At 74.8% G+C, this 25905-nt stretch carries 16 protein-coding genes and 1 pseudogene; 8 read left to right on the top strand and 9 right to left on the bottom strand.

Going from position 1 to position 25905, the window contains the following annotated elements:
* Positions 1-59: 59 nt before the first annotated feature.
* Both ABZY20_RS00965 and ABZY20_RS00960 read left to right on the top strand, forming a co-directional pair.
* Entirely contained in the window at positions 60-260 is a 201-nt protein-coding gene (locus ABZY20_RS00965; RefSeq protein WP_356434686.1) for a DUF6243 family protein, read from the top strand.
* 132 nt (positions 261-392) lie between these two features.
* The gene (locus ABZY20_RS00960; RefSeq protein ID WP_356434683.1) at positions 393-1742 is read left to right on the top strand and encodes a S28 family serine protease; all 1350 of its coding nucleotides are present in this window, start codon (positions 393-395) and stop codon (positions 1740-1742) included.
* A 178-nt stretch (positions 1743-1920) separates the two neighbouring features.
* On the opposite strand, the gene ABZY20_RS00955 is transcribed toward ABZY20_RS00960, so the two are convergent.
* The 6 genes and pseudogenes from ABZY20_RS00955 to ABZY20_RS00930 form a co-directional block, all read right to left on the bottom strand.
* Complete coding sequence (locus ABZY20_RS00955; RefSeq protein ID WP_356434680.1) at positions 1921-3144, bottom strand: glycosyltransferase; 1224 nt, start codon at positions 3142-3144, stop codon at positions 1921-1923.
* 232 nt (positions 3145-3376) lie between these two features.
* Positions 3377-3534 (bottom strand): annotated as a pseudogene (locus ABZY20_RS00950) (IS5/IS1182 family transposase); the annotation flags it as partial.
* Complete coding sequence (locus ABZY20_RS00945) at positions 3485-3634, bottom strand: hypothetical protein (RefSeq protein WP_356434677.1); 150 nt, start codon at positions 3632-3634, stop codon at positions 3485-3487. The gene ABZY20_RS00945 and the pseudogene ABZY20_RS00950, both read right to left, overlap by 50 nt.
* Before the next feature lie 95 nt (positions 3635-3729).
* Positions 3730-4713, bottom strand: coding sequence for a small ribosomal subunit Rsm22 family protein (locus tag ABZY20_RS00940; protein WP_356434675.1), 984 nt, complete (start codon positions 4711-4713; stop codon positions 3730-3732).
* A gap of 12 nt (positions 4714-4725) precedes the next feature.
* Positions 4726-5931 carry a serine hydrolase domain-containing protein gene (locus ABZY20_RS00935; RefSeq protein ID WP_356434672.1) on the bottom strand — a complete coding sequence of 402 codons (1206 nt, stop codon included), beginning with the start codon at positions 5929-5931 and terminating at the stop codon, positions 4726-4728.
* The gene (locus ABZY20_RS00930) at positions 5874-7181 is read right to left on the bottom strand and encodes a multidrug effflux MFS transporter (protein WP_356434669.1); all 1308 of its coding nucleotides are present in this window, start codon (positions 7179-7181) and stop codon (positions 5874-5876) included. The genes ABZY20_RS00935 and ABZY20_RS00930 overlap by 58 nt, the downstream gene beginning before the upstream one ends.
* Positions 7182-7266: 85 nt before the next feature.
* On the opposite strand from ABZY20_RS00930, the gene ABZY20_RS00925 reads away from it, so the two are divergent.
* Entirely contained in the window at positions 7267-8301 is a 1035-nt protein-coding gene (locus ABZY20_RS00925) for a Gfo/Idh/MocA family oxidoreductase (protein ID WP_356434666.1), read from the top strand.
* Here ABZY20_RS00925 and ABZY20_RS00920 read toward each other — a convergent pair.
* Entirely contained in the window at positions 8288-9928 is a 1641-nt protein-coding gene (locus ABZY20_RS00920) for an alkaline phosphatase D family protein (protein WP_356434663.1), read from the bottom strand. The two genes, ABZY20_RS00925 and ABZY20_RS00920, sit on opposite strands and share 14 nt — an antisense overlap.
* Positions 9929-10062: 134 nt before the next feature.
* On the opposite strand from ABZY20_RS00920, the gene ABZY20_RS00915 reads away from it, so the two are divergent.
* Positions 10063-10848 (top strand): SDR family oxidoreductase, encoded by a 786-nt coding sequence (locus tag ABZY20_RS00915; RefSeq protein ID WP_356434661.1) that lies wholly within the window; start codon positions 10063-10065, stop codon positions 10846-10848.
* Positions 10849-11117: 269 nt separating this feature from the next.
* Here ABZY20_RS00915 and ABZY20_RS00910 read toward each other — a convergent pair whose 3' ends face one another.
* Positions 11118-11444, bottom strand: coding sequence for a nuclear transport factor 2 family protein (locus tag ABZY20_RS00910; RefSeq protein ID WP_356434658.1), 327 nt, complete (start codon positions 11442-11444; stop codon positions 11118-11120).
* Between the two features lie 177 nt (positions 11445-11621).
* On the opposite strand from ABZY20_RS00910, the gene ABZY20_RS00905 reads away from it, so the two are divergent.
* The 4 genes from ABZY20_RS00905 (at position 11622) to ABZY20_RS00890 (ending at position 25102) form a co-directional block, all read left to right on the top strand.
* The gene (locus tag ABZY20_RS00905) at positions 11622-12179 is read left to right on the top strand and encodes a DoxX family protein (RefSeq protein WP_356434657.1); all 558 of its coding nucleotides are present in this window, start codon (positions 11622-11624) and stop codon (positions 12177-12179) included.
* Positions 12180-12227: 48 nt separating this feature from the next.
* A complete protein-coding gene (locus ABZY20_RS00900) occupies positions 12228-12587 on the top strand; it encodes a MazG-like family protein (RefSeq protein WP_356434655.1) in 360 nt (119 codons plus the stop codon).
* A gap of 142 nt (positions 12588-12729) precedes the next feature.
* A complete protein-coding gene (locus ABZY20_RS00895; protein WP_356434654.1) occupies positions 12730-14250 on the top strand; it encodes an MFS transporter in 1521 nt (506 codons plus the stop codon).
* Positions 14210-25102, top strand: coding sequence for an amino acid adenylation domain-containing protein (locus tag ABZY20_RS00890; protein ID WP_356434651.1), 10893 nt, complete (start codon positions 14210-14212; stop codon positions 25100-25102). The genes ABZY20_RS00895 and ABZY20_RS00890 overlap by 41 nt, the downstream gene beginning before the upstream one ends.
* A gap of 13 nt (positions 25103-25115) precedes the next feature.
* On the opposite strand, the gene ABZY20_RS00885 is transcribed toward ABZY20_RS00890, so the two are convergent.
* Positions 25116-25898, bottom strand: coding sequence for a hypothetical protein (locus tag ABZY20_RS00885; RefSeq protein ID WP_356434648.1), 783 nt, complete (start codon positions 25896-25898; stop codon positions 25116-25118).
* Between the last annotated feature and the right edge of the window lie 7 nt (positions 25899-25905).

Below are 25905 nucleotides of genomic sequence, written 5' to 3'. Positions count from 1 at the left end.
GAGTGTACCGAGATGGCGAGACGAACCGTCTCGTCACGGGACCGGGGAAGGAGCCCGACATGGCCCGAGGCGGAGCCGGAAACATGCTGGGAGTCGGCGGTGCGCGCAAGAACCTCGGCCGCGAGGCGCTGCGCGGCGGCGGCCGGGGCGACCGGGTCGGCGGCGGACTCGATCCGCAGGCCCAGAAGCGCGAGCTGCTGCGCAGGCTGCAGGAGAAGCGACGGCAGGAGGGCGGTGGTACGACCCGGCCGTCGCAGTGAGCCTCCCCCGCCCGGGGGAGACGGTCCCCCCGCACGCGGGATCCTCCCGGGGCGTGCGGCGGATGTACTGAGGCGGTCGCGGCCCAGCGACCGGCGGGCACCGCCGCACGGACTCCCGGGAGGACCCGGCTCATGCGCGTATGGACGAGACGACGGCTGCTCACCACGGCGGTGTCCGCCGCCTCCGCGGGGGGCCTCGCCGCGACGGGCGCCGCACCGGCGCGGGCGGCGGGCGCGCCCCGGCGCGGATCAGGCGGGCACGACGTGGCGGACGCCCTGCGCGCCCTGCCCGGGCTGCGGCTCGTCGAGGAGCGCCACGACGCCGAGGCGGGCTACCGGCACTTCGTCCTGGGGCTGCGCCAGCCCGTCGACCACACGAACCCCGCCGCCGGCACCTTCGAGCAGCGCCTCACCCTGCTCCACACGTCCGACGACCGCCCCACGGTGCTGCTCAGCACCGGCTACCACGCGGTCCCCACCCCGCGCCGCAGCGAACCGGCGATCCTGCTCGGCGCCAACCAACTCCAGGTGGAGCACCGCTACTTCGGCACCTCACGCCCCGCGGAGCCCGGCTACGCCCACCTCACCGTCCGCCAGGCCGCCGACGACCACCACCGCGTGGTCCGCCTGTTCCGCCGGCTCTACCAGGGCGCCTGGATCTCCACCGGCAGCAGCAAGGGCGGCATGGCGAGCGTCTACCACCGCCGCTTCCACCCCCACGACGTGAACGGCACGGTGGCCTACTCGGCCCCGAACAACGTCGACGACCGCGAGGACTCCGCCTACCTGCGCTTCCTGGAGACGGTCGGCACCGCCCCCGCCCGTGCGGCCGTCAAGGCGGCCCAGCGGCAGCTCCTGCTGCGCCGCGCCGGGATGGTCGCCCGCTACGAGGCCTGGGCGGCCGCGAACGGCGACACCTTCCGGATCGTCGGCAGCGCCGACAAGGCGTTCGAAATCGCCGTCCTGCGCGTGCTGTTCATGTTCTGGCAGCGCGCCACACCGGCCGACGCCGCAGCGGTCCCCGGCCCGGAGGCGACGGCCGACGAGCTGTACGCCTGGCTCGACGACTGGGCGGGGCTGCCCCTGTACGCCGACACGACGGCGCGGCGGTACGTGCCCTACTGGTACCAGATCGGCACCCAGCTGGGGTACGCCGATGTCCCCACCGCCCATGTGGCGGACCTGCTGCGGCACCCCGACGGCATCGCCGCGCGCTCCTTCGTCCCCCGGGACGTCCCCATGGTCTTCGACCCCGCCGCCATGGCGGACGTCGACCGCTGGGTCCGCCGCCGCGGGGACCGGCTGCTGATCGTCAACGGCGCCCGGGACCCGTCGGTCGCCGAGCACTTCCGCCCCGGGGGCGCCGATGCACAGGTGCTGTGGGTGCCGGACGGCAACCACAGCGTCGCCCTCGCGCACCTGTCCCCCGCCGACCGGGCGTCGGCGGAGGAGGCGCTGTACCGCTGGGCGGGGCAGGTGTGACGTCACGCAGACGTGGGGGACGGTGCCCACGGCCGACGTCCAAGGCGTCGACGGCGGCTCGTTCGCCAGCGCCGCGGGGTCGAGAGCTACCGCTACTGCCGTAGCGCGCAGCGTCCTCGGAGATGGTGTGGCCCGGCGCTGGGCACTTTCCCGGCTCGGTGATCCCGTGTGTGGGGGTTCACGCGGGCACCGACGGCCTTTCTCGCGTGACGGTGTCGAGCAGTAGTTTCGCGGCCACTGCTGCTCCGTCGGTGCGGATGCCGTCGGCCACGGCCCGTGCCCGTGCGAGGGTCTCGGGGGCGAGGGCCGTCCCGAGTGCGGCTGACAGGGACTGGGTGGTCGGAGCCGAGCCGTCGTGTGCCGCACCGATGCCCAGGGCGGCCACCCGGCCGGCCCAGTAGGGCTGGTCCGCCGCCTGGGGCACCACCACCTGCGGCGCTCCGGCCTGGGCGGCCGTCGTCGTCGTGCCCGCGCCGCCGTGGTGCACGACGGCGGCCACCCTGCCGAACAGTGCCTGCTGATTGACCTCGCCGACGACGAAACAGTCGTCCCGGTCGTCGATCGGAGCCAGTTCGGCCCAGCCGCGGCCGACGAGTGCGCGGCGGCCGTGCGCGCGGATCGCCTCGATGGACACCCGGGCGATGTCCGCGGAGACGCCGCGCATGCTGCCGTAGCCGACGAACACCGGAGGTGTGCCCGTGTCCAGGAACGCCAGCAGGTCGTCCGCCAACGGGCGTTCGTCCGGCAGGATCCACGCCCCGGTGTGCACGACGTCGAGCTCCGGGGTCTCCCGCCACGGACCCAGGACCGGGTCCGAGGCCAGCCACGGCCGGTCGGTGAAGATGAAACCGTGGACGTCGTCCACCGGCGGCAGACCGACCGAGGCCCGGTGGGCGTTGAGCGCCCCGCCGTGCAGCGCGTTGAAGGTCCGGGCGTTCAGGTCCCACAGCGCCCGGTTGTCGGTCACCTCCGGCGGGAACGACTGGCCCGGCAGCAGCACGGGGGGCGCTTGGTGCGGCGACCGCAGCAGGAACGGGCAAAAGGTCGCGTACACGTAGGGGATACCGAGTTTCTCGGCCGCCGACCGCGAGGAGAAGTGCGCGAGACCGGTCGCCAGCAGGACGTCGCATCCCTCGGCGGCTGCGGCGACCGTGTCGAACTGCGCGGCCAGCTCGGTCACACGCCGAGAGGCCGCCGATTCTGTCGACGGCGCCGTCATCGTGCCCATCGGCCTGCCGACCGCCACCAGTTCCACGCCTGCCCTGGCCAGCAGCCCGGCGAAGACCTCGTCCGGCGGCGCGCAGACCCTCACCTGCGCGCCGAGTTCCCGTAACCGCACCGCCAGCGCCACCAGCGGTTCGACATCCCCGCGCGACCCATACGTCGACAACAACACACGCACTACGCGACTCCCGTTTCTGCAGGTACTGGTCTCGGTCGGCGATTCTGCGGCCTGACGGGGGCCTTGCCGCAAGCCCCCCGGTGCGCTGTACGTTGAGCACGGCAAGGAGTGCACATCTCCTTGCCTTTGGCTTTTGCCGGCCGCGGTGAACGGACGACCTCCCGATGAAGCGACGGCGTGCGGCGTAGGACCGCATGTCGGCCCAGGAGGTTCTCACCCACGCCCCGCGGGTGAGAAAGGGTTCGCGGATGTCGTCGCGGATCTCCCAGCGGATGCGCAGGCGGCGGAACCAGTGCAAGTGGGCGAACGCGCGCTGTATTTGTCGTAGTCGTAGCCGCGGTCAGCCGGCACCACGTCCGGGCGTTGCCGGGGGCGGCCACGCTTGCCCCGTCAGCACGGCGACCAGGCCCAGGAAGAGCAGCAGCGGCGCCAGGTAGCGCTGGGAGAGCAGCAACGCCGTGGACAGGTAGCCGACCAGGGGGCGGCACACGGGCACGGCATCGTCGCTGCTCTCGCCGAGGCGGGCAGCTGCCTTTCCGTCGGCCAGGCACGTCTCACTCCGCCACCGCCGGGACGGTCAGGAGCTCAGACGGACGGCCAGGCGTCCCCCCAGTCGGCGTCCCGGGCCTCCTTGTACAGGTCGCCGTGGCGCTTGGTGACCGTGGTGCGGCGCAGGGACGGCTCGGTCTCGCACAGGTCGAGGAGGACCTGGCCCTTGCGGATCTGGGGGCGCCGGACGATCCGGGAGGCGGCCGGTTCGACGGGGAAGCGGGCGGCGGCGACGTAGCTGAACTTCTCGTCCTCGTACGCCAGGGAGCCGCCCTTGACCTGGCGGTGCAGGGAGGAGCGGCTGACCCGGGCGGAGAAGTGGCACCAGTCCGCGCCCGGGGCGATGGGGCAGGCGGCGCTGTGCGGGCAGGGCGCCGCGATGCGGAACCCGGCGCCGATCAGCCGGTCGCGGGCCTCGATGAGGCGGGTGTAGCCGTCGGGGGTGCCCGGCTCGACGATCACGACGGCCCGGGCGGCGGCCGCGGCGGCGTCGACGAGGGCGGTGCGGTCGGGGGCGGTCAGCTCGTTGAGGACGTAGGAGACCGTGACGAGATCGGTGCTCTCCAGACAGAGCGCCGCTCCGATACGGGAGCGCTGCCACCGGACGTCCCGCAGCGCCGGCTCGGCCGCGGCGATCTCCCGGCCGAGGGCGAGGGCGGGCTCGGCCCAGTCGAGGACGGTGACGGGCCGGTCCCCGCCCCAGGTCGCGCTCACGGCCCAGGCCGCCGCGCCCGTGCCGCCGCCGACGTCGGTGTGCGATCCGGGCACCCAGCCGGGAGCGGCCGCGGCGAACGCCGCCAGCGCGGACCGCACGGCTGCGAAGGTCGCGGGCATCCGGTAGGCGGCGTAGGCGGCGACGTCGGCCCGGTCGCGCAGGATCGGCACGTCGGTCGGGGTGGCCCCGCGGTAGCTGGCGATGAGCCGCTCGACGGCCTGAGCGGCCTGCCGGGGCGGAAGACCGTCGAGCAGACCGGCGAGGGCGGCGCGGAGGGTCTCGTCGGGACGTACGGGGGCGTTCACCCGGCGATTCTCTCAGGTCCGGCGGGCGGGCCCCCCGATCCCCCGCACCGCCCGGGCCACCCGCGACCCCGCCACCGCCCTCGGCGCGCTGTCCGGGCGCCGGCGGCGGGGATGGACCGCGTTGGTGAGCAGGATCAGGAACGTGTCCGTGGCCCGGTCCAGGACGAGGGACGTGCCGGTGAAGCCGGTGTGGCCCGCCGCTCCCCGGCCCGCGAGGTCGCCCATGAACCAGGGCTGGTCGAGCAGGAAGCCGAGACCGGGCGGGGTGAACAGCAGCTCGACGAAGTCGGGGCCGAGGATGCGGGCGGGGCCGTAGGAGCCGCCGGCGAGCAGGGCGCGGCAGAACACCGCGAGGTCACGGCCCGTGGAGAACAGGCCCGCGTGGCCCGCGACCCCGCCCAGCGCCCAGGCGTTCTCGTCGTGGACCTCGCCCCGCAGCATCCCCCGGTCCGCCTTGGCCCACGGCCGGCGCTGGTCCTCCGTGGCCGCCGCGCCCGGGCACGGCCCGAAGTCCGTGGCCGTCATGCCCAGCGGCCGGGTGATGCCGTCGCGGAAGAGGACGTCGAGCGTCCGCCCCGAGACCCGTTCCAGGACGTGCTGCAGGAGGAGCATGTTCAGGTCGGAGTAGCCGTACGTGCCGGGCGCGCGCACCGGCGCCTCCGCCTGGAGCGCGGCGAGCCGCGCCGCGTCGTCCGGGCAGTCGTACAGCGGGAGTTCGGGCCGCAGCCCGGAGGTGTGGGTGAGCAGCTGCCGGACGGTGATGCCGTGCCGGGCGGCGGCGGTGAAGTCGGGCAGGTACGCCCCGACCCGGGCGTCGATGCCCAGCGTGCCGCGCTCGATCTGCTGCACGGCGGCCACGGACGTGAACAGCTTGGTGAGGGACGCGAGGTCGAAGGGCGTGTCGGCCGTCATCGGGACGCGGTCCCCGGGCGGCAGTTCCACACCGGCGTCGGCGTCCTCGTCGTAGGCGGCGTAGCGGACGGCCCAGCCCGCCGCCTCCTCGACGGCGATCACGGGCCCGCGTCCGACGACCAGGACGGCGCCCGGGGCCCAGGGGCGCTGCCCGGTGGTGAGGACGTGGACCTCGCGCACGAGGTGACGCAGCTCCTCGGGGTCGAGTCCGGCCCGTTCCGGTGTGCCGTCGCGCAGTCTCGGGGCGCTCAGCGGTCCGCTCCCTCCGCGCTCACGCGTCTGCTGTCGGTCTTCCAGGGACGGCACATTCCCATGAAGCAGCCCAGCGCCACCAGTGCGGCGGCCAGTTGGACGACGGCCATCGGGACGGCGGTGTCCTCGCCGGCGACGCCGACGAGCGGGGAGGCGATCGCGCCGATGAGGAACGACGAGGTGCCGAGCAGGGCGGACGCGGAGCCGGCGGCGTGCCGGGTCCGCATCAGGGCGAGGGCCTGGGTGTTGGGCAGGGTGATGCCCATCGCGGACATCAGCACGAACAGCGCGGCGGCGACGGGCACCAGGCCGACCTCGCCGAAGACGCCGAGGGACATCAGCAGCAGCGCGGTCGCGGCGGCGATGACGACGGCCAGGCCGGTGCCCAGCACCCGGTCCAGGCTGACCCGGCCGACCAGGACCTTGCCGTTGATCTGGCCGACGGCGACCAGTCCGACCGAGTTGAGGCCGAACAGCAGGCTGAAGGTCTGCGGGGAGGCGCCGTGGATCTCCTGGACGACGAAGGGGGACGCGGCGATGTAGGCGAACAGGGCGGCGAAGGCGAAGCCGCCGGTGAGCATGTAGCCGGTGAAGGAGCGGTCGGCGAGGAGGGTGCGCATGGCGCGCAGGGCCTCGCCGACGCCGCCGCTGTGCCGTTCGGCGGGCGGCAGGGTCTCGGGCAGCCGCGCCCAGACCAGGACGCCGATCAGTACGCCGATGACGGTGAGGACGGCGAACACGCCCCGCCAGTCGGTGACGCGCAGGACCTGGCCGCCGATGAGCGGCGCCACGATCGGGGCGACGCCGGAGATGAGCATGAGGGTGGAGAAGAAGCGGGCCATGGCCATGCCGTCGTAGAGGTCGCGGACGACGGCCCGGGCGATGACGATGGCCGCGGCGCCCGCGAGGCCCTGCGCCAGCCGGAGGGCGACGAGGAGTTCGACGGTGGGGGCGAGCGCGCACAGGACGGTGGCGACGACGAAGACGGCGAGTCCGGCGAGCAGCGGGCGGCGGCGTCCCCACCGGTCGCTCATGGGCCCGACCACGAGCTGTCCGAGGGCCATGCCCGCCAGGCAGGCGGTGAGGGTGAGCTGGACGGTCGCTGCGGGGGCGTGCAGGGAGCGGGTGACCTCCGGCAGGGACGGGAGGTACATGTCCATCGCCAGCGGCGGTACGGCGGTCAGGCTCCCGAGGAGGAAGGTGACCAGGAGCCCGGTGCGGCGGTGCGGTGCGAGGCCGGGGACCGCCGTCCCGGTCGCGGCCCCCCGCGCGGTGTTCGATATGGACGCCCCACCCTCGGGCATGAGTCCCTCCCTTTTCGAGTCGATCGCCACCTATGCTCTCAGCTCGTACGGACTGCTCGGGATACGAGGCGAAGGCGGGGCGGGTATGACGGCACGGACGGTGCGGTGGGGGATCCTGGCGACCGGGGGGATCGCGGCCGCGTTCACCGCGGATCTGATCGACCTGCCGGACGCGGAGGTCGTGGCGGTGGCGTCGCGGTCGCAGGACTCGGCGAAGGCGTTCGCGGAGCGGTTCGGGATACCGCGGGCGTACGGCGACTGGAACGGGCTCGCACAGGACGAGGACATCGATGTCGTCTACGTCGCCACCCCGCACACCGCGCACCGGGCCGCCGCCGGTCTGTGCCTGGCGGCCGGGCGGAACGTGCTGTGCGAGAAGCCGTTCACGCTGAACGTGCGCGAGGCGGAGGAACTCGTCGCGCTGGCGCGGGAGCACGGGCGCTTCCTGATGGAGGCGATGTGGACGTACTGCAATCCGCTGGTGCGGCGGCTGAAGGCGCTGGTGGACGACGGGGCGATCGGCGAAGTGCGCCATGTGCAGGCCGACTTCGGGCTGGCCGGGCCGTTCCCGCCCTCGCACCGGCTGCGCGACCCGAAGCTCGGCGGGGGCTCGCTGCTCGATCTGGGCGTGTATCCGGTGTCGTTCGCGCAGCTGCTGCTCGGGGAGCCGTCGGACGTCGTGGCGCGGGCGACGCTCTCGGACGAGGGCGTCGACCTCCAGACGTCGGCGGTGCTCTCCTGGGAGAGCGGCGCTCTCGCTTCGGTGCACTGCTCCATCGTGGGCGGTACGGCGACCGCGGCCTCGATCACCGGCTCCCGGGGCCGTATCGACATCCCGCACGGCTTCTTCTTCCCGGAGGGTTTCGTCCTGCACCGGGACGGCCGCGACGCCGAGGAGTTCACGGCCGACCCGGCGGACGGGCCGCGCAACAGCATGCGCCACGAGGCGCTCGAGGTCATGCGGGCCGTGCGCGCCGGGGAGACCGAGTCCCCGCTGGTCCCGCTGGACGGCACGCTCGCGGTGATGCGGACGCTCGACGCGATCCGGGACCGCGTCGGCGTCCGCTACCCGGGCGAGACCCCGGACGAGGACCGCGCGTCCGCGCTCACGCCGGCTTGAGCCCCTGCGCACCCACCTCCGTCACGAAGGACGCGGCCGTCGTGACCGGCGCCCCCGGCCGGGTCACGTACGGCACGGTCCTGAAGTCGGCCCGCGCCGCCTCCTGCCCGAGGGTGACGGTGGCGTAGCCGCGCCGCCCGTTGAAGAACTTCAGGTGCGGGTTGGCGGACATGTAGGTGTCCCAGGTGGCGGGCTTGTCGGCGCCGTCGCGGCCGCTGGAGACGGAGGTGGCCACGATCTCCGTGCCGAGCGTGGCGGAGGACGGGTCGTCGAAGTCGTCCTTGATGTCGAAGGCGTAGGCGGAGTGCACGTCGCCGCTGAGCACCATCAGGTTCTCGACGCCGGCGGCCTTCGCCCCGTCGAGGACGCGGCGGCGTGAGGCGCTGTAGCCGTCCCAGGCGTCCATCGACACCCGCGAGGGCGTGGTGGCGTCCATGTGCCGCCGGGCGAACAGGACTTGCTGCGGTACGACGTTCCACAGCGCCCGCGAGGAGCGCCAGCCGTCCAGCAGCCACCGCTCCTGCGTGGCGCCGGTCATGGTGCGCGCCGGGTCGTCGGACTCGGGTCCGGGGACGTGCGCCTTGTCGCCGTAGGCCTGGTCGGAGCGGTACTGGCGGGTGTCCAGGACGTCGAACTGGGCGAGCCGGCCCCAGGTCAGGCGGCGGTAAAGCCGCATGTCGGGGCCGGCCGGGCGCTGCGGGCGGCGCAGCGGCTGGTTCTCCCAGTAGGCGCGGTAGGCGGCGGCGCGGCGCAGCAGGAACTCCTCCGGCGGCACGCTGTTCTCAGGGATGTCCCCGGCGTAGTTGTTCTCGGTCTCGTGGTCGTCCCAGGTGACGACGAAGGGGTGCGCGGCGTGCGCGGCGCTCAGGTCCGGGTCGGACTTGTAGAGGGCGTACCGCAGCCGGTAGTCCTCCAGGGTCAGCGTCTCCCTGGCGAACAGGCCGGGCAGGGTGCGGTCGGTGTACTTCCGCTGCCCGCCCACCGCGTCGACGGCGTACTCGTAGAGGTAGTCGCCGAGGTGGAAGACAAGGTCGACGTCGTCGGCGGCGAGATGGACGTAGGGCGTGTAGTAGCCGTCGTGGTACGCCTGGCAGGAGACGGCCGCGAGGGTGAGCCGCGCGACCTGGCTGCCGGGGTCGGGGGCGGTGCGGGTGCGGCCGGCCGGGCTGACCCAGCGGCCCGCGCGGAAGCGGTAGTGGTAGACGCGGCCGGCGTCCAGGTGGTCCACCTCGACGTGCACGGCGTGGTGGAACTCGGGGTGCGCGGTGGCGGTGCCGCGCCGGGCGATACGGCGGAACCGCTCGTCGTGGGCCAGCTCCCAGTGCACGGTGACGCGTTCGGCGGGCAGTCCGCTGTCGGCCTGGAAGGGGACGGGCGCGAGACGGGTCCACAGGATCACGGAGCCGGGCCGGGGGTCACCGGAGGCGACGCCGAGCGTGAACGGGTTGCCGGTGATCCGGGCGGCGTCGAGCTCGGCGGCGGCCGCGACGCCCTCGGCGGGCAGGTTGGTCGCGAAGGCGAGCGCCGCGGCGGCGCCGGTGGTGGTGAGGAAGCGGCGGCGGCCGATGTGGCGGGCGGCGGCGCGGAGTTCGGGGGCGTGCTGGGACGGGTGTGCTGCGGGTGTCATCCGGTCCTCCCCTGGCGAATGGCTGCAGGGGGCATTGGAGTGGCCGGGGACGACCCACGGTTGACACGTACACGGCACTCGCATGACGGTCGGATGAGTTCCGGATGGCGGACCGTCCCGTACCCTGCGGGCCCATGAAGGCCAAGGAAACGGACACACGGAAGGCCGCGCGGCCGGGGATCGCGGTGGTGACGGGTGCGGGCTCCGGCATCGGCCGGGCGGTCGCGGGTGAACTGCTGCGCGCGGGCTGGTCGGTGGCACTGACGGGCCGGCGCGCCGAGGCGCTGGAGGAGACGGCGGCCCTGGCGCCGGAAGGCGCGGCGGCTCTCACCGTACGGACGGACGTCTCACGCCCGGAGGACGTCGACGCCCTCTTCGCCGCCACCGTGGAACGCTTCGGGCGGGTGGACCTGCTGTTCAACAACGCGGGCACGTTCGGGCCCGGCGGCGTCCCGGTGGAGGAACTGCCCTACGAGGCGTGGCGGCACGTGGTGGACACCAACCTCAACGGGGCGTTCCTGTGCGCGCAGGCGGCGTACCGGCAGATGAAGGAGCAGAGCCCGCAGGGCGGCCGGATCATCAACAACGGCTCGATCTCGGCGCACACGCCCCGTCCGCACTCGGTGGCCTACACGGCGACCAAGCACGCGCTGACGGGCCTGACGAAGTCGCTCTCCCTGGACGGGCGGCCGTACGGCATCGCCGTCGGCCAGATCGACATCGGCAACGCGGCGACCGACATGACGTCCCGGATGCGGACCGGGGCGCTGCAGGCGAACGGGGAGGTGACCCCGGAACCGGTGATGGACGTGGCGGACGTGGCCCGCACGGTGCGGCACATGGCGGAGCTGCCGCTGGAGGCGAATGTGCAGTTCGCGACGGTCCTGGCCACGGCGATGCCGTACGTGGGACGCGGCTGAGCGGCGACCGGACGGGACCTTCGGTCGTCAACGGCTCAACCTCTACAACTGGAATATGAACATCCGCCCTATTGCGGCCGGTCGGGCGCTTATGCTCAACTCTCCTACACGAAAGCTTCACAGTTGGAGCGGCGAGCTTCCGTCGGCCACATCCAGGGGGGAGGCGGCAGTCGTTCCACGGCACCGGGTGGGGGTGGACCCCGCGGGACCGCGGGATGCGCACCGGTGCGCGTGGAACGACTGCCGCGACGACGCGCGGACCTGTGGGGTCAGGCCTGGCCGGTCTCGAAACGGGAGATCCGGCCGTCGTCGTCCACGGTGAAGCTCCACCGGGTGCGCATCTCGCCCCAGGTGTCGTTGCTGTAGCGGGCGATGAGGGAACGGCCGCCGTTGGACTCGTTGTCGACCTCCATGTGGCCGTGGGAGGAGAAGATCTCCCGGTCCACCCAGTCGGCGAGGTCGCGGTCGGACCCGTCGTCCGCCATGGTCGCGCCCGGCGCGAGAAGCTCCATGAAGCGCTCGCGGTCGTGGTTGTTCACGGCGGCCACGAAGGCCCGGACGGCCGGGTCGCTGAGGCGCGTGGTCTGGATCGTCATACGCGTCAGCCTCGTCCCGGCCACCGGCCCACGCCACCCGGGCCACCCGAACGGCGCCCCGGGCGCACCCGTGGGGTGTCGCGAGGTGCCGGAGGTGCGACGGTGGAGACGCGACAAGGGTGTTCCCCGTTCCTGCTGTCTGCTCCGGGAGTCGACGTGAGGCTGTACCACCGACGCGTGAGGCACGACCACCGACGTGATCTTGGCCTGCTGCTGCTCCGGCTGGGGACGGGAGGTGTGCTGGCCGCCCACGGCACGCAGAAGCTGTTCGGCTGGTTCGGCGGCCACGGCATCGAGGGCACCGGCCAGTTCATGGAGTCCGTGGGCTACGCCCCGGGCAAGGCGAGCGCGACGGCGGCGGGACTCGCGGAGACCGGCGGCGGCGCGCTGCTGGCCCTGGGCCTGGCGACCCCGGCCGCGGGAGCGGCGGCGGCCGGCGCCATGGCGGGCGCGGCGGCGGTGCACACCCCCAACGGCTTCTTCAACCAGGCGGGCGGCTACGAGTACGCGGCCACGCTGGGCCTGACGGCGCTGGGCCTGGCCGTCACCGGCCCGGGCCGGTTCTCCCTTGACCACGCGCTCGGGCACGCGGCGAACCGGGGCTGGATGCTCCCGGCGGCGTTCGCGGCCACCGCGGCGGGGACGGCGGTGGTGGTGGGAGCACGGGCGAGGCGGTTGCGGAAGGCGAAGGAGGGGGAGCAGGAACCCCTGTTCGACGAGGAGTACCTGGAGTAAGCCCCCGGGGGCCCGGGCGTTGTCAGACCCTCGTGGCAGGCTGCGCCCATGACCACCGACCAGACACCGCACGGGCCGGACCTGTGGGACACCGTCGACACGCTGTGGGAGTGGCTGGAGGCCCACCGCCCGGCCGACCGCCCTGACGAGAGCTCCGAGGGCGTCCTGCTGCGCGTCCTGAAACTCTCCGAGGAGGTGGGAGAGGTCGCGGAGGCGGTGATCGGCGCGACCGGCACCAACCCGCGCAAGGGCGTGACGCACACCTGGGACGACGTGCGGGCGGAGCTGTGCGACGTCGTCGTCACGGCGCTGGTGGCACTGCGGACGCTGACGCCCGAGGCGCGCGAGGTGTTCACCCGCCATCTGGAACGGGTGAGGGAGCGGTCACTGGCCTCCGTGCGCCCTTGACCGCCCCACCGGGCAGGCGACTGCCACCCCCACTTCCGGAATAAGGCGTTCCGCCCGTCGGTCCGAACACTTCTGCAATGATCGGCCGAACGCTCGGATGGCCGGGCGGCTGACTCTGACCCGAGAAAGGCTGAGGAGTCCGGTGACGGGGGTGGACCGGAGGTTCCGGTCCCTGGTGGTCGCGCACGCCGTGTCGGCCTACGGGACGTACCTCAACCTGATCGCGCTCAGCCTGTTCTCGTACGAGGTCACGGGCACCGCCCTCGGGGTGGGCGCGGTGATGGCCGTACGGCTGCTGTCCGGGGTGGCGGCCGGGCTCGCCGCGGGGGCGGTGACCGCCAGGGTGGCGCGCCGCACGGTCATGGTGGCCACCGACCTCGCCCAGACGCTCGCCATGGTGGTGCTCGCGCTGGGGGCGCGGGACATCTCACTCGGGGTGCTGTGCGGCGCGGTGCTCGTGCTGGGGGCGGGCAACACGCTCTTCAACGTCGCCCTGCGCAGCGCGGTTCCCGTGATGGTCGGGCAGGAGGGCCGCGCCCGGGCCAACGGTGTGCTGGTGACGGCCCGTTCCGTCGCCACGGTGCTGGGTTTCGCCTCGGCCGCGCCGGTGATCGCCCTGGGCGGCTTCGGCGTGGCGTTCGCGGTCAACGGCGCGAGCTTCGCGGTGTCGGCCGCGGCCGTGCTGGTGCTGAGGCCGCGCACGGACTCGGGCACGGCGGAGGAAGCGCCGGGGGCGACGGATGAAGCGCCGGGTGCGACGAGCCGACCGCCGGCGCCGACCGCCGCGCGCGACGCGGCCGACTGCGAGCGGGGCGACGTCGAGGCCGGCTGTGACCGGGGTGACGTCGAGGCGGTGCGTGGGGGGTGGTTGCGGGGCGGGGGTGGGGGGCTGCCGCGCCTGGGCGGGCGGTTACGGCGCCCGGGCGGACGGCTACGACGCCCGGGCAGATGGCTGCCGGCCGGGGACGGGCGGCCACGGCGCCCGGGCGGGTGGCTGTCCGGCCGTGTCGCCGGGCTCGCCGGGCCGTTGCTCGGGCTGATCGCGTTGCGGGGTCTGGACGCGCTGGCGTCCGCCTCGCACAACGTCGCGCTGCCGCTGGCGGCGACCGCGGCCCGGCCGTCCGAACCGGCGTTGTTCATGACCTGGTTCTGGTCGGCGTGGGCGGTGGGCTCGATCCTGGCCCACCAGGTCCTCAAACGCCGCTCGCACGGGACGACGTGGGGCGAGCGCGCCTTCGCCGCGGGCACCTGCGCGATGTCGCTGTGCTTCGTCGCCGCGTTCACCGGGCCGCCCGTCCCGGCCCTGATGGCGGCGGCCCTGGCGGCGGGGTTCGCGGACGGCTGGACCGAGATCGTCTACACCTCGCGACTGCAGGCGGCCCCCGACCGGCAACGCGACCGGCTGTTCGGCCTGTCCGCCACCGCCGAGCAGTCCGGGTTCGCGCTGGGCACGATCGCCGCCGCGTCCGCGCTGGAGACACTGCCCGCCCTGGCCGTCGTGGGCGCCTTCCACGGGGCGGCGGTGTGCGGGGCGATCGCCCTGCTGCTCACCGTACGGACGCACCACGCACGCACGAGCACGGAACGCTCGCCCACCGGGGCGGACAAGGGAGAGGACACGCATGGAACGTCTACGGGGGCAGTCCGTCTGCCGGGGTCCTGAGCCCGAGCGGACGGCGGACGATCCGGTCGACGCGGTGCGGGCGCTGCTGGGCGCCGCCCGGTCGGCGTCCGGCGGTGCCGTCGTCACGGTCGCGGCCGACGGCACGACCGGCTCCCGGTCGTATCCCGAACTGCTGGACACGGCCCGCCGGATGCTCACCGGGCTGCGCGCGCACGGGGTGCGGCGCGGTGATCCGGTGGTGCTGTGCGGGCTCCCCCTGGACGAGTTCTTCCCCGCCTTCTGGGCCTGTGTGCTGGGCGGAGCCCTCCCGGTGGCCGTCGCCGAGCATCCCGCGCCGGGCTCACCGGCCTTCGAACGCCTGGGCCAGACGAGCGCGTTACTCGGCGGACCGCTGGTCCTGACCGACGCGCCCGGCGCCGCGGCGCTCGCCCACGCCGCGCCCGTCCTCCGGGCCGTCCTCGCCCGGGACTGCCTCGCCGCGCGGCCCGCACAGGACCACATCGAGCCCGACCCGTCCGACACGGCCCTGCTGATGCTGTCCTCCGGCAGCACCGGGATCCCGAAGGCGGCGCGGCTGACACACGCCGGGCTCGCGGACTTCGCGGCGAGCAGCCGGCGGATCCTCGACGTCCGCCCGGACGACACGATGGTGAACTGGCTGCCCGTCGACCACAGCGGCGCCTTCCTCCTCTACCACCTGCTCGCCGTCTTCACCGGCTGCACCAACGTCCACGCCCCCACCGAGTACGTGCTCGACGACCCGCTGCGCTGGCTCGGCCTGCTGCACGAGCACCGGGCGCGGCACAGCTGGGCGCCGACCTTCGCCTACCGCCTGGTCGCCGACGCGCTGGCCGAGCGGCCCGGCCGCCACTGGGACCTGAGCGGCCTGAAGTCCCTGCTGTGCGGGGGTGAGCGGGTCGTGCTGCCGGTGCTGCGCCGCTTCCTGGACGCGACGGCCCCGTACGGCGTGCGCGAGGGGCACATCACCCCGGCGTGGGGCATGGCCGAGACGGTCACGGCCGTCACCTACGGCCGGCTGGACCGGCCGGGCACCGTGCACCGCCTGCTCAAGAGCAGCCTGGGCGGCGCCCCGGTGCGGGCCGGTGAGGACGTGCCCGAGGCGGACTGCGTCACCTTCGTCGCCTGCGGCCCGCCCGCGCACGGCGTCTCGCTGCGCGTCGTCGACGACCGCGGCGACCTCGCCCCGGCGGGCCGCGTCGGCCGGCTCCAGGTCCACTCGCCCGCCCGGCTCACCCCCGGCTACGTACGCAACCCCGAGGCGGACGCCGAGGCCTACCCGGCCGGACCCGACTGGCTGGACACCGGCGACCTGGCCTTCCTCGACGGCGGCCAGGTCGTCATCACCGGCCGGCGCAAGGACGTCATCGTCCTCAACGGCCTCAACGTCTACTGCCATGAGGTGGAGGAGGCCGCGACCGCCGTCGACGGGGTGCGGCAGGGCGAGGTCGCCGCGTGCGGGGTCCCGTCCGCGGAGCGGGGCACGGAGGAGCTGGCGGTGTTCTTCGTCAGCCGCGGCCCCGCCGAGGACGCCCGGATCGCCACGGAGGTGCGGGCGGCCCTGTTCACCCGGCTCAGACTCACCGCCGCCCGCGTCGTGCCCGTCCCGGAGGTCGACTTCCCGCGTACGCCGGCGGGCAAGGTGCGCCGCGCGGAGCTGCGGAACCGGCTGAACCCGGGCCGGAGCACCGGCCCGGTGACCCGGGAACCGTCCCCCGCGCCGGGCCCGGCCCCGGTACCGGCCCCGGTCTCCGTGCCGGCCCCGGACGCCGTGCCGGGCCCGGACGCCGTGCCGGGCCCGGACCCCGCGGCGGTGGCCCGGGCCGTCCGCCAGGAACTGGCCGCCGTGCTGGGCCGCCCGGCCGCGGCGGACGTGCCGTTCTACGAACTCGGCCTGACGTCGGTGCTGTTGGTGCGGCTGCGGAACCGGCTGGCGGAACGCCTCGGCACGCCCGTCCCGCAGACCGCGTTCTTCGAGCACCCGACGGTCACGGCCCTCGCGGCCCACCTCGCGAACGGACCGGCCCCGGTCGCGGCCCCGGTCCCGGTCGCGGCCCCGGTCCCTGTCCCGGTCACGCCCGCCGCCGCGACGGAGGTCGCGGGCGAACCGGCTCCCGCGCCCGCCGCACCCCCCACGCGCGGGACCACTCCCGTTCCGGCCGCACCCGGCACGGCACCCGGCGACGGCCGTCCCGAGCTGCGCGTCGCCGTCATCGGGCTGGCGCTGTGCTTCCCCGGCGCGCGTACGGCCGACGCGTTCTGGGCGAACCTGCGCGACGGCGTGGACAGCGTGCGGGTGTTCGGCGAGCGGGAGCTCGCGGCGGCCGGTCTCACCCCGGAGCAGCGCCGCGCCCCCGGCCGGGTGCCCGTCTGCGGAGTGCTCGACGGCGTCGAGGAGTTCGACGCGGACTTCTTCGGGCTGAGCCCGCGGGAGACCGGGCTCACGCACCCCGCGCACCGGCTGTTCCTGGAGTGCTGCCACCAGGCCCTTGAGGAGGGCGGGCACGCGGCGACCGCGCCGGGCGTGCGGGTGGGCGTCTTCGCCGGGTCCGGCATGAACCTCTACGACCACCAGCAGCCGCCCGCGGCCGGCTCGCCGTACGACCCGGCGGACCCCGCGGCCGGTCTGCAGGCGGCCATCGGGCAGGAGCCGGACTTCCTCGCCACGCGCGTCGCCTACCGGCTCGGCCTCACCGGCCCCGCGATCGGGGTGCAGACGGCCTGTTCCACCTCCCTGGTCGCCGTGCACCTGGCGGTCCAGGCGCTGCTGGCCGGGGACACCGACCTGGCGCTGGCGGGCGCCGCGGCCGTCCATCTGCCGCAGGAGACCGGCTACCACAGCCACCCCGGGTCGATCCTGTCCCCCACCGGACGCTGCCGAGCCTTCGACGCGGAGGCCGACGGCACCGTCGGCGGCAACGGTGTGGCCGCCGTGCTGCTCAAGCGCCTGGACCGGGCGCTGGCCGACGGCGACACCGTGCACGCGGTGATCCTGGGCTCCGCGGTCAACAACGACGGCGCCGCCAAGGTCGGCTTCAGCGCCCCCGGCGTGGAGGGGCAGGCCGAGGTGGTGCGCCAGGCGCTGCGCAGGGCGGACGTACCGCCGGGAACGGTCTCCTACGTGGAGGCGCACGGCACCGGGACCCGGCTCGGCGACCCGGTGGAGCTCACGGCGCTGGCGCGGGCGCTCGACCCGGACGGCGGCAGCCCGCCGGGCTTCTGCGCCGTCGGGTCCGTGAAGCCGAACATCGGGCACCTCGACAGCTGCGCGGGCATGGCCGGGCTCATCAAGACGGTCCTGATGCTGCGCCACCGCACGCTCGTGCCGACACCGCACCTGACCCGCCCCAACCCCGAACTGCCCTTGCAGGCGGGTCCGTTGCGGCTCGCCACCGAGCGGGAGGCGTGGACGGTGCCGGACGGCGTCCCCCGCCGGGCCGGGGTCAGCGCGCTGGGCGTCGGCGGCACCAACGCCCACGTCGTCCTGGAGGAGGCCCCGCCCGCCCGCACCCGCCCGGTCCCCGAGCTGCCCGTCCTGGTCCCCGTGTCGGCCCGCGACCCCGAGTCCCTCGACGGGCTGACGGCCGCGCTCCGCGACCGGCTCCTGGCCCGCCCCGGCCTGCCGGCCGCCGACGTGGCCGCCACGCTGGCCCTCGGCCGGCCGCACCGCGCGGTCCGCACCGCGGTGGCCGGCCGTACGGCAGGCGACCTCGCCCGCGCGCTGGCGGACCACCGGCGCACCGAACCGGCCCCGCTGGGCCCGGTCGCCTTCGCCTTCACCGGCCAGGGCAGTGCCCGCCGCGGCATGGCCCGGGGCCTGTACGCCGCGCACCCGGCGGCACGGGCCACGCTCGACCGCTGCGAGGAGCTGCACACCCGGGAGTTCGGCGGCAGCCTGCTCACCCCGCTGCTGACCGCGAGCGGCCCGGACGGTCCCGGCCCCGAGGACGAGAGCTGGCCCACCGAGACGGCCCAGGCCGCCCTCTTCGCCCATCACGCGGCGCTGGCGGACGCGTGGCGGGCGGCCGGGATCCGGCCCGTCCTGCTGCTCGGCCACAGCGTCGGCGAGTACGCCGCGCTGTACGCGGCCGGCGCCCTGTCCCTGGAGGACGGGCTGCGGCTCACCGCCTGGCGCGGACGCCTGATGCGGGAGCGGTGTCCGGCCGGGGCCATGCTCGCGGTCCGCTCCGACGGTGCCACCGCGCGCCGCGTCGCCGCTGCCGCCGGGGCGGAGCTGGCCGCGGTCAACGGCCCGCGCGCCCATGTGCTCTCGGGCCCGCCGCAGGCCGTGAAGGAGGCGGCACGGCTGCTCGACCAGGAGGGCCTGCGCTGGCGTGTGCTGCCGGTCGACCGGGCGTTCCACTCCGCGGCGGTCGACAGCGCGCTGGAGGCGTTCCGCGGCCTCGCGGACCGGGTGACGTACCGGGCGCTGCACACCCCGCTGGTGACCACGGCCGACGGGGAGCTGCGCGGGGCGGGCTGGACGGCCGACGGGGAGTACCTGTGCCGTCAGGCCCGGCAGCCGGTCCGCTTCGACCTCGCCATGGCCACGGCGGTCGCGCAGGGCTGCCGGGACTTCGTGGAGCTCGGCGCCGGGCGCACGCTCACGGGCCTCGGGCGGCACTGCGTACCCGGCAGCCGGTGGCTGAGCGGGCAGGGCGCGGGGGACACGGCAGCCGAGCAGGCGCACGGCTTCCTGGCGGCGCTCGGCTCGCTGTACGCCAGGGGCGCCGACCTCGACTGGCGGGCGCTCACGGGCGACGGCGGCCGGGTGCCGCTGCCCGGGCATCCGCTGCGGCGCCGTACGGTGCCGTACGCGGGCGTCGCGCCGGCGGCGGCTGCCGAGCACGCCGCGCGGACCGAGCCGGAGGACGACGTCCTGGACTTCGTACGGCACTTGGCGGCGGACAAGCTGGGCCGTCCGGTCGCCGACGTGACACCGGACAGCTCGTTCTTCGAACTGGGCGCCGACTCGCTGTCGCTGATGAGCCTGACGACGGATCTGGAGCAGCGGTACGGCGTCCGGGTCCCGGTCCGCGAGGTGTTCGACACGGCGGACACGCCGGGGAGACTGGCGGAGCGGGTCGGGGAGCTGCGCGGAACCGGGCGCCCGACGGTCCGCGCGGCGGAAGCGGTGGCCGAGGAGCCGGAGATCGCGAAGCCGGAGGTTGCGAAGCCGGAGGTCCGGGAAGCAGCCGCTCCCGCTGCTCCGCAGGGGGCGCCGGAGGACCTGACCGCCCTCTTCGGCCAGCAGCTGCGGCTGGCCGAGCACCTGGTGGGCCAGGTCGGCGACATGATCACCCGCCAGCTCGACGTCCTGGCGAGGACCGCCACCGCGACGCCACTCCCCCGGCCCACCCCCGCCCCGGCCCTTGTCGACCCCGCCCCCGCCCCCGTCACCCTCGCCTCCCCTTCTGCCGGCCCCGCTCCCACTCCCGCCCCCGGCCCTCTTGCGTCGGACGCCGCCGGAACCACCGACTTCAGCCTCTACTTCTTCGGCGACTACCCCCAGGACACCGGCCACGACAAGTACGGCCTGATCATGGCCGCCGCGGACTTCGCCGACCGGCACGGCTTCCACGCCCTGTGGTTCCCCGAGCGGCACTTCAACTCCTTCGGCGCGCTGTTCCCCAACCCCTCCGTCCTGGCCGCGGCCCTCGCCGCCCGCACCAGCCGGATCCGGCTGCACGCCGGTTCCGTGGTGCTGCCGCTGCACCATCCGGCCCGGGTCGCCGAGGAGTGGTCGGTGGTCGACAACATCTCCGGCGGCCGGACGGGCCTGTGCTTCGCGAGCGGCTGGCACGCCACGGACTTCGCGCTCGCCCCGCAGCACTTCGGCCGGCACCGCGAGGTGATGTACGAGCACCTGGCGACCGTGCGGGACCTCTGGTCCGGGGAGCCGGTGAAGACGACGGCGGGTGACGGCACGACCGTCGAGGTCACCCTGCACCCGCGCCCCGTCCAGGAGCGGCCGCCGATGTACGTGGCCGTCGTCGGGAACCCGGACAGCTACCGCCGGGCGGCCGCCGAGGACCTCGGCGTGGTCACCAACCTGATGACGCAGACCGTGGAGCAACTGGCCGAGAACATCGCGCTGTACCGGCGCTCCCGCGCCGAGCACGGTCTCGACCCGGCGGCCGGGCGGGTGGTGGTGCTCGTGCACACGTACCTGGAGGAGGACGCGGAGCGGGCGCGGGCCGAGGCGTACCGGCCGTTCCTGTCCTATCTGCGGTCCTCGCTCTCCCTCTTCGACCAGGTCACCAACAGCCTCGGGTTCCAGGTGGACCTGGAGAACACGGCCGAGGAGGACGTGGAGTTCCTCCTCGGGCGCGCCTACGAGCGCTACTGCGACTCCCGGGCGCTGATCGGCGACGCGCACACGGCGGCGGAGACCGTACGGCGTCTGCGGGAGGCCGGGGCGGACGAGATCGCCTGCTTCGTGGACTTCGGCGTACCGAAGGAGAAGGTGCTGGCGGCGCTGCCGGTCCTGGACCGGGTCCGGACGACGACCCCCGCCGCCCCCGCGCCCTCCGGTCCCGCGCCCCGGTCGCTGCCCGGGCCCCGCCGCACACCGCTCACCCCCGCCCAGCGCCGCATCTGGTTCCTGGAGCGACTGCACCCGGGCACCGCCATGTACCACGAGCCCAAGGCGATCCTGCTGGACGGCCCCCTGGACGTCCCGGCCCTGCGCTGGGCCCTGGACCGGGTCGCGGACCGGCATCCCTCCCTCCGCACGGTGTTCGGCGACACGGACGGTGTTCCCTACCGGGAGACCCGCGACCGTCTGCCGCTCGACTGCCCCGTCGAGGACCACACGGGCAGGACGGAGCGGGAGGCCCTGCGGTCGGCGCTCGCGGCGGACCACGGCCTGGACCTGTCCGGGGGCCCGCTGGTCGCGGCCCGGCTGCTGCGCCTGGCGCCGGAGCGGCACCTGCTCTTCCTCATGGCGCACCACATCGTCTTCGACTCCTCCTCCACGGCCGTGCTGGCCCGCGACCTCGCCGCGTACTACCGCGCCCGGCGGGGCGGAGGTCCCGTACCGCGGCCGCTGCCCGACCTGCCGGCGGCACACCGCCCGGACCCCGCCTCCCTGGACTTCTGGCGGCACCACCTGGCCGGGGCACCCGAACTGACCCTGCCCACCGACCGTCCCCGCCCTCCGGTCAGGTCGGGAGCGGGCGCGAGCCTCACCCACGCCCTGGACGCCGAACTGACCGACGGCCTGCAGAAGCTCGCCGCCGGTCACCGCGCCACCCTCTTCATGGCGCTGACCGGCGCGATCGGCGCGGTCCTCGGCCGGTTCGCCGGACAGCAGGACGTGGTGATCGGCACGGCGCTGGCGTCCCGCCCCGCGGGTGCCGAGGACCACGTCGGTCTCTTCCTCGACACGGTCCCGCTGCGCCTGGACCTCACCGGCGACCCGGACTTCCCGTCCCTGCTGCGCCGCGTACGGCGGAGCAGCACGGCGGCGTACGAGCACAGCGGCGTTCCCTTCGACGAGCTGGTCGGCGCGCTCAACCCGCGCCGCGACCCGGGCCGCAACCCGCTGTTCCAGGTGATGGTGGAGTACGAGAACGAGGGCGGGGCGGAGTTCGACCCGCCCCTGCTGACCGCCAAGCTGCTCGACGTGCCGAGCGACCGCGCCCCGTTCGACCTCAGCGTCTACCTCACCCGCCACCCGGGCGGCGTCCGCCTCATGGTCGAGTACGACACGGCCCTCTTCGACGAGGCCACGGTGCGCCGCTTCGTGGACTACGTCGAGACGGTGCTGCGCCGCGCCCTGGCCACACCGGACGCGCCACTGGCGGAGCTGACCGCCGTCACGGCGGCGGACCGCACCGCACTGGCGGGTCTGGAGCAGACGGCAGACGGGACGCCCCCGGACACCACCCTGCACGGCCTCGTCGAACAGCAGGCCCGCCGCACCCCGGAAGCGGTGGCCCTCCTCGGCGACGAAGTCCGCGTCTCGTACGCGGAGTTGGACACGGCGGCCAACCGCCTGGCCCACCTGCTGCGCGACCGCGGGGCGGCACGAGGGCAGCGCGTCGCGGTCCTGCTCCCCCGCGGCCCGCGGCTGATCACGGCCCTGCTGGCGGTCCTCAAGACGGGCGCGGCCTACGTCCCGCTGGACCCGTCCCTGCCCGCCCCGCGCCTGGCGCTGCTCCTCGCCGACACCGCGCCGGTCCTCCTGCTCACCTCCGAGGCCGCCGCCCCCCGGGACCTCGAACTGCCGCTCCTGCTGGTGGAGTCGGTGGACGACGCCCTCCCGTCGACGCCGCTCACGGACGGCGCCGCCCTGGAGGACCCGGCGTACTGCATCCACACCTCGGGCTCGACCGGCCGCCCGAAGGGCGTCGTCGTACCCCACCGGGGCCCGGCGAACCTGGTCCGGCAGCACCTGACTCGGCACCCGGCCCTGCGCACCCTCCAGTGGACGTCACCGGCGTTCGACGTGAGCGTCCAGGAGATCTTCACGACGCTTGCCTCGGGGGCGGCGCTCGTCCTGGTCGACGACGCCGTACGGCACGACCCGGCGGCGGTGGCCCGGGCGGTACGCCGGCACGGGGTGCAACGCCTCTTCATGCCCTGCACCCCGCTGAAGTACCTGATGGAGACGGCCCCCGAACTCCCCTCCCTGCGCGAGCTGTTCTCGGCGGGCGAGGCCCTGCACCTCACTGCGGCGTCCCGCCGCTTCCTCGCCACGCACCCGCAGTGCACGCTCCACAACCAGTACGGCCCGACGGAGACCTCGGTCATCGTCGCGTCGCACCGCGTCGACCCGGCGGGCGAGGAGTGGCCCCCGATCGGCACGCCGGTCCCGGGGGCACGCCTCCTGCTGCTGGACGGCACGGGCCGGCGGGTCCCGGTCGGCGCGGTCGGCGAGATCCAGGTGAGCGGGGTGCCGGTGGCACTCGGCTACCACGACCGCCCCGCCGAGACCGCAGCCGCGTTCGTCGAGGGCGGCGAGGACGGGGTGCGGCGGTACCGCACGGGCGACCTGGGCCGCTGGCGCTCGGACGGCACCCTGGAGTACCGGGGCCGCGCGGACGACCAGGTCAAGATCCGCGGCCACCGCGTGGAACCGGGCGAGGTCCGGGCGGCGTTGACCGCCCTGCCCGCCGTCCGCGACGCGGCGGTACTCGCACGCCGCGACCGCCACGGCGACAGCGAGCTGACGGCGTACGTGGTCCTGGCCGAGGGGACGTCCCGGCAGGCGGCGCGCGCCGAACTGGCGGCCCGGCTCCCCGACCACCTGGTGCCGCGCCGCTGGGTGGTCCTGGACCGTCTCCCGGTGAACGCGTCCGGGAAGCTGGACCGCGCGGCCCTGCCGGATCCCGGGGAGGAGCCGGCGGAGCCCGCGCGCTCGGAGCCGGCGACGGACCTGGAGAGGGTGCTGCACGACCTGTGGTGCGAGGAGCTGGGCACCCGGCGGGTCCCGGTCACGACCCCGTTCTTCGCACTCGGCGGCCACTCGCTGAGCGCGATCCGCCTGCTGAACCGGATACGGGAGGTGGCGGGCGTCGACCTCCCGATGGCGGACTTCTTCCTGGACCCGACGATCCGGGGCATCGCGGCACGCCCCCGGGTCGTGGACACCGCGCCGATGCCCGCCACGCTCCGCCGCCTGTGGCGGCGCCACCACGCGCTCCCCGACCCGAGCGTCTACAACGTCGCCCACCGCATGGACCTGCGCGGCGCCCTGGACCCCGAGGCGCTGCACCGGTCCCTCCGGGACGTGGTGGCACGCCACCACGCGCTCCGCAGCCGCCCCGTGAGCCGGCAGGACGGGGAGTACGCGGTGGAGATCCTGGCCGACGTCCCGGTGGACCTGCCGGTCAGCGACCTGCGTGCCGGGGACACGGAGGAGGCCGCGGACCGCTGGTGCCGCGAGCAGGTCTCCACCCCGTTCGCACTGGACCGGGCCCCTCTCTTCCGCTTCCGCCTGGCCCGTCTCGCCGAGGACCACTGGGTCCTGGTGACGGTCTTCCACCACGCGGTGTGCGACGGCTGGTCCCTGGGCATCATCAGGCGCGACCTCCAGGAGCTGTACAACGCGCACCGCGCGGGCACAACGCCCGAACTGCCCACTGTGTCGGCTCAGTTCACGGACTTCGCCCGATCGGAACACGCCCTGCCGGACCAGCGCAGGGCGGCCCTGGAACACTTCTGGCGCACGGAACTCGACGGCGTCCCGCTCCGCCCGCCCCTGCCCTGCGACCACCCGCATCCGGGCAGGCTCTCCGGCCGGGGCGCCCTGCACACGTGGACCATCACCGACGACACCCCCGCCCGCCTCGCCGGCACGGCGACCCGCCTGGGCACCACGGCCTACACGGTCCTGGCGGCCGCGTTCGCCACGTGGCTGGGCGACCTCTGCGGCGGACAGGACGACATCGTCCTGGCGGCGTCCAGCGCGAACCGCGTCCCCCGCGACCGCGCCGGGATCGTCGGCATCCTGGGCGACGCCGTACTCCTACGGGGCCGGCTGTCCGAGGCGGACACGTTCCCCGACCTGGTCGCCCAGCTGAGCACCACCCTGTTCACGGCCCTCGACCACCAGGAACTCCCCCTGACGGACGTGGTGTCCCTCGTCTCGCCCGAGCTGCGGAACACCCTGTTCCCCACGGTCCTGTTCACCGTGATCACCACAGAGCCCCCGGCCCTGAACCTCCAGGAGGTCACCACCACCATCCGCGCCCTCCCCGCCCAGGGCGTGGCCCGCAACGAGCTCTACGTCGTGATCGCACCGGAGGCCGACGCGATCACGGTCACCTTCGAGTACTCCACGGACCTGTTCACCCGGGAGACGGTCGAGGGGTGGGCCGGGTCGTTCACCGAGGCACTGCGGTCCGCGGTGGACGCCGGGGTCTGATGGAGACCGCGTTTCACAGCGCGTCCACCGCGCTCACCTTCCACCCGCCCCCCGTGCGGTCCATCGTCATCCGCACCCGGTTCTGGTCCACGCGAGCCCCCGTGACCTGGGTGCTCTCGGTGACCTGGTTGACGAAGAGCAGGACCACGACCTTGTCGGGGGAGGCCGAGACGACCGAGGCGGCCGAGGTGCCGCCGGAGCCGGGGGCGGCGACCGTGGCCCTCACCACGCCGCGGTACTTCTCGGCCGTGGGGGCGACCACGGCCTTCGTGGTCTTGCCGTACTCGTCGCGGAAGTCGCCGGTCAGGTGGGCGCGGGCCCTGGAGAAGTCCTTGTCCAGGTGGCGGTAGTCGTACGACAGGACGATCGGGGCCGCCTTGCGCGCGGCCGCGAGCGCCTCGGTCCGGGCGGTCTCCGTCAGGCGGCCGTCGCGGTACTGCCATCCCAGGGCGGCGAGCGCGACCACGGCGGCGACGAGCAGGACGGCCAGGAGCGCGGTGAGCCGCCTCCGACGGCCGCCGGGGGCGGGCTCGCTCCGCTCCTCGGGCCCGTCCTCCCCGAACGACTCCGGTGACGGCTCCGGCGGGTCGTCCCAGCCGTCCTTCGGGGCCTCGACGAGGACGGTGCGCCCGGCGCGCGGCGGCTCGGCCCGGCGCGGGCGCTCCTCGTCGCCGGCCGGTGCCGCGCCCGCCGCACGGTGGCCGCGCTCCGCGCGCTTCGCCGCGGCACGGGCGGCGGCCGTCATGGTGCGGCGGGTGCCGGGAGCGGGGGCGCGGCCGGTGGTCGTCTTCGGCATGGTGGTA

Origin of the sequence: Streptomyces sp. NPDC006624 (assembly GCF_040611555.1) — a bacterium.
In the GTDB taxonomy this organism is placed as follows: Bacteria; Actinomycetota; Actinomycetes; order Streptomycetales; family Streptomycetaceae; genus Streptomyces.
This window is presented reverse-complemented; position numbering and strand designations above follow the sequence as displayed.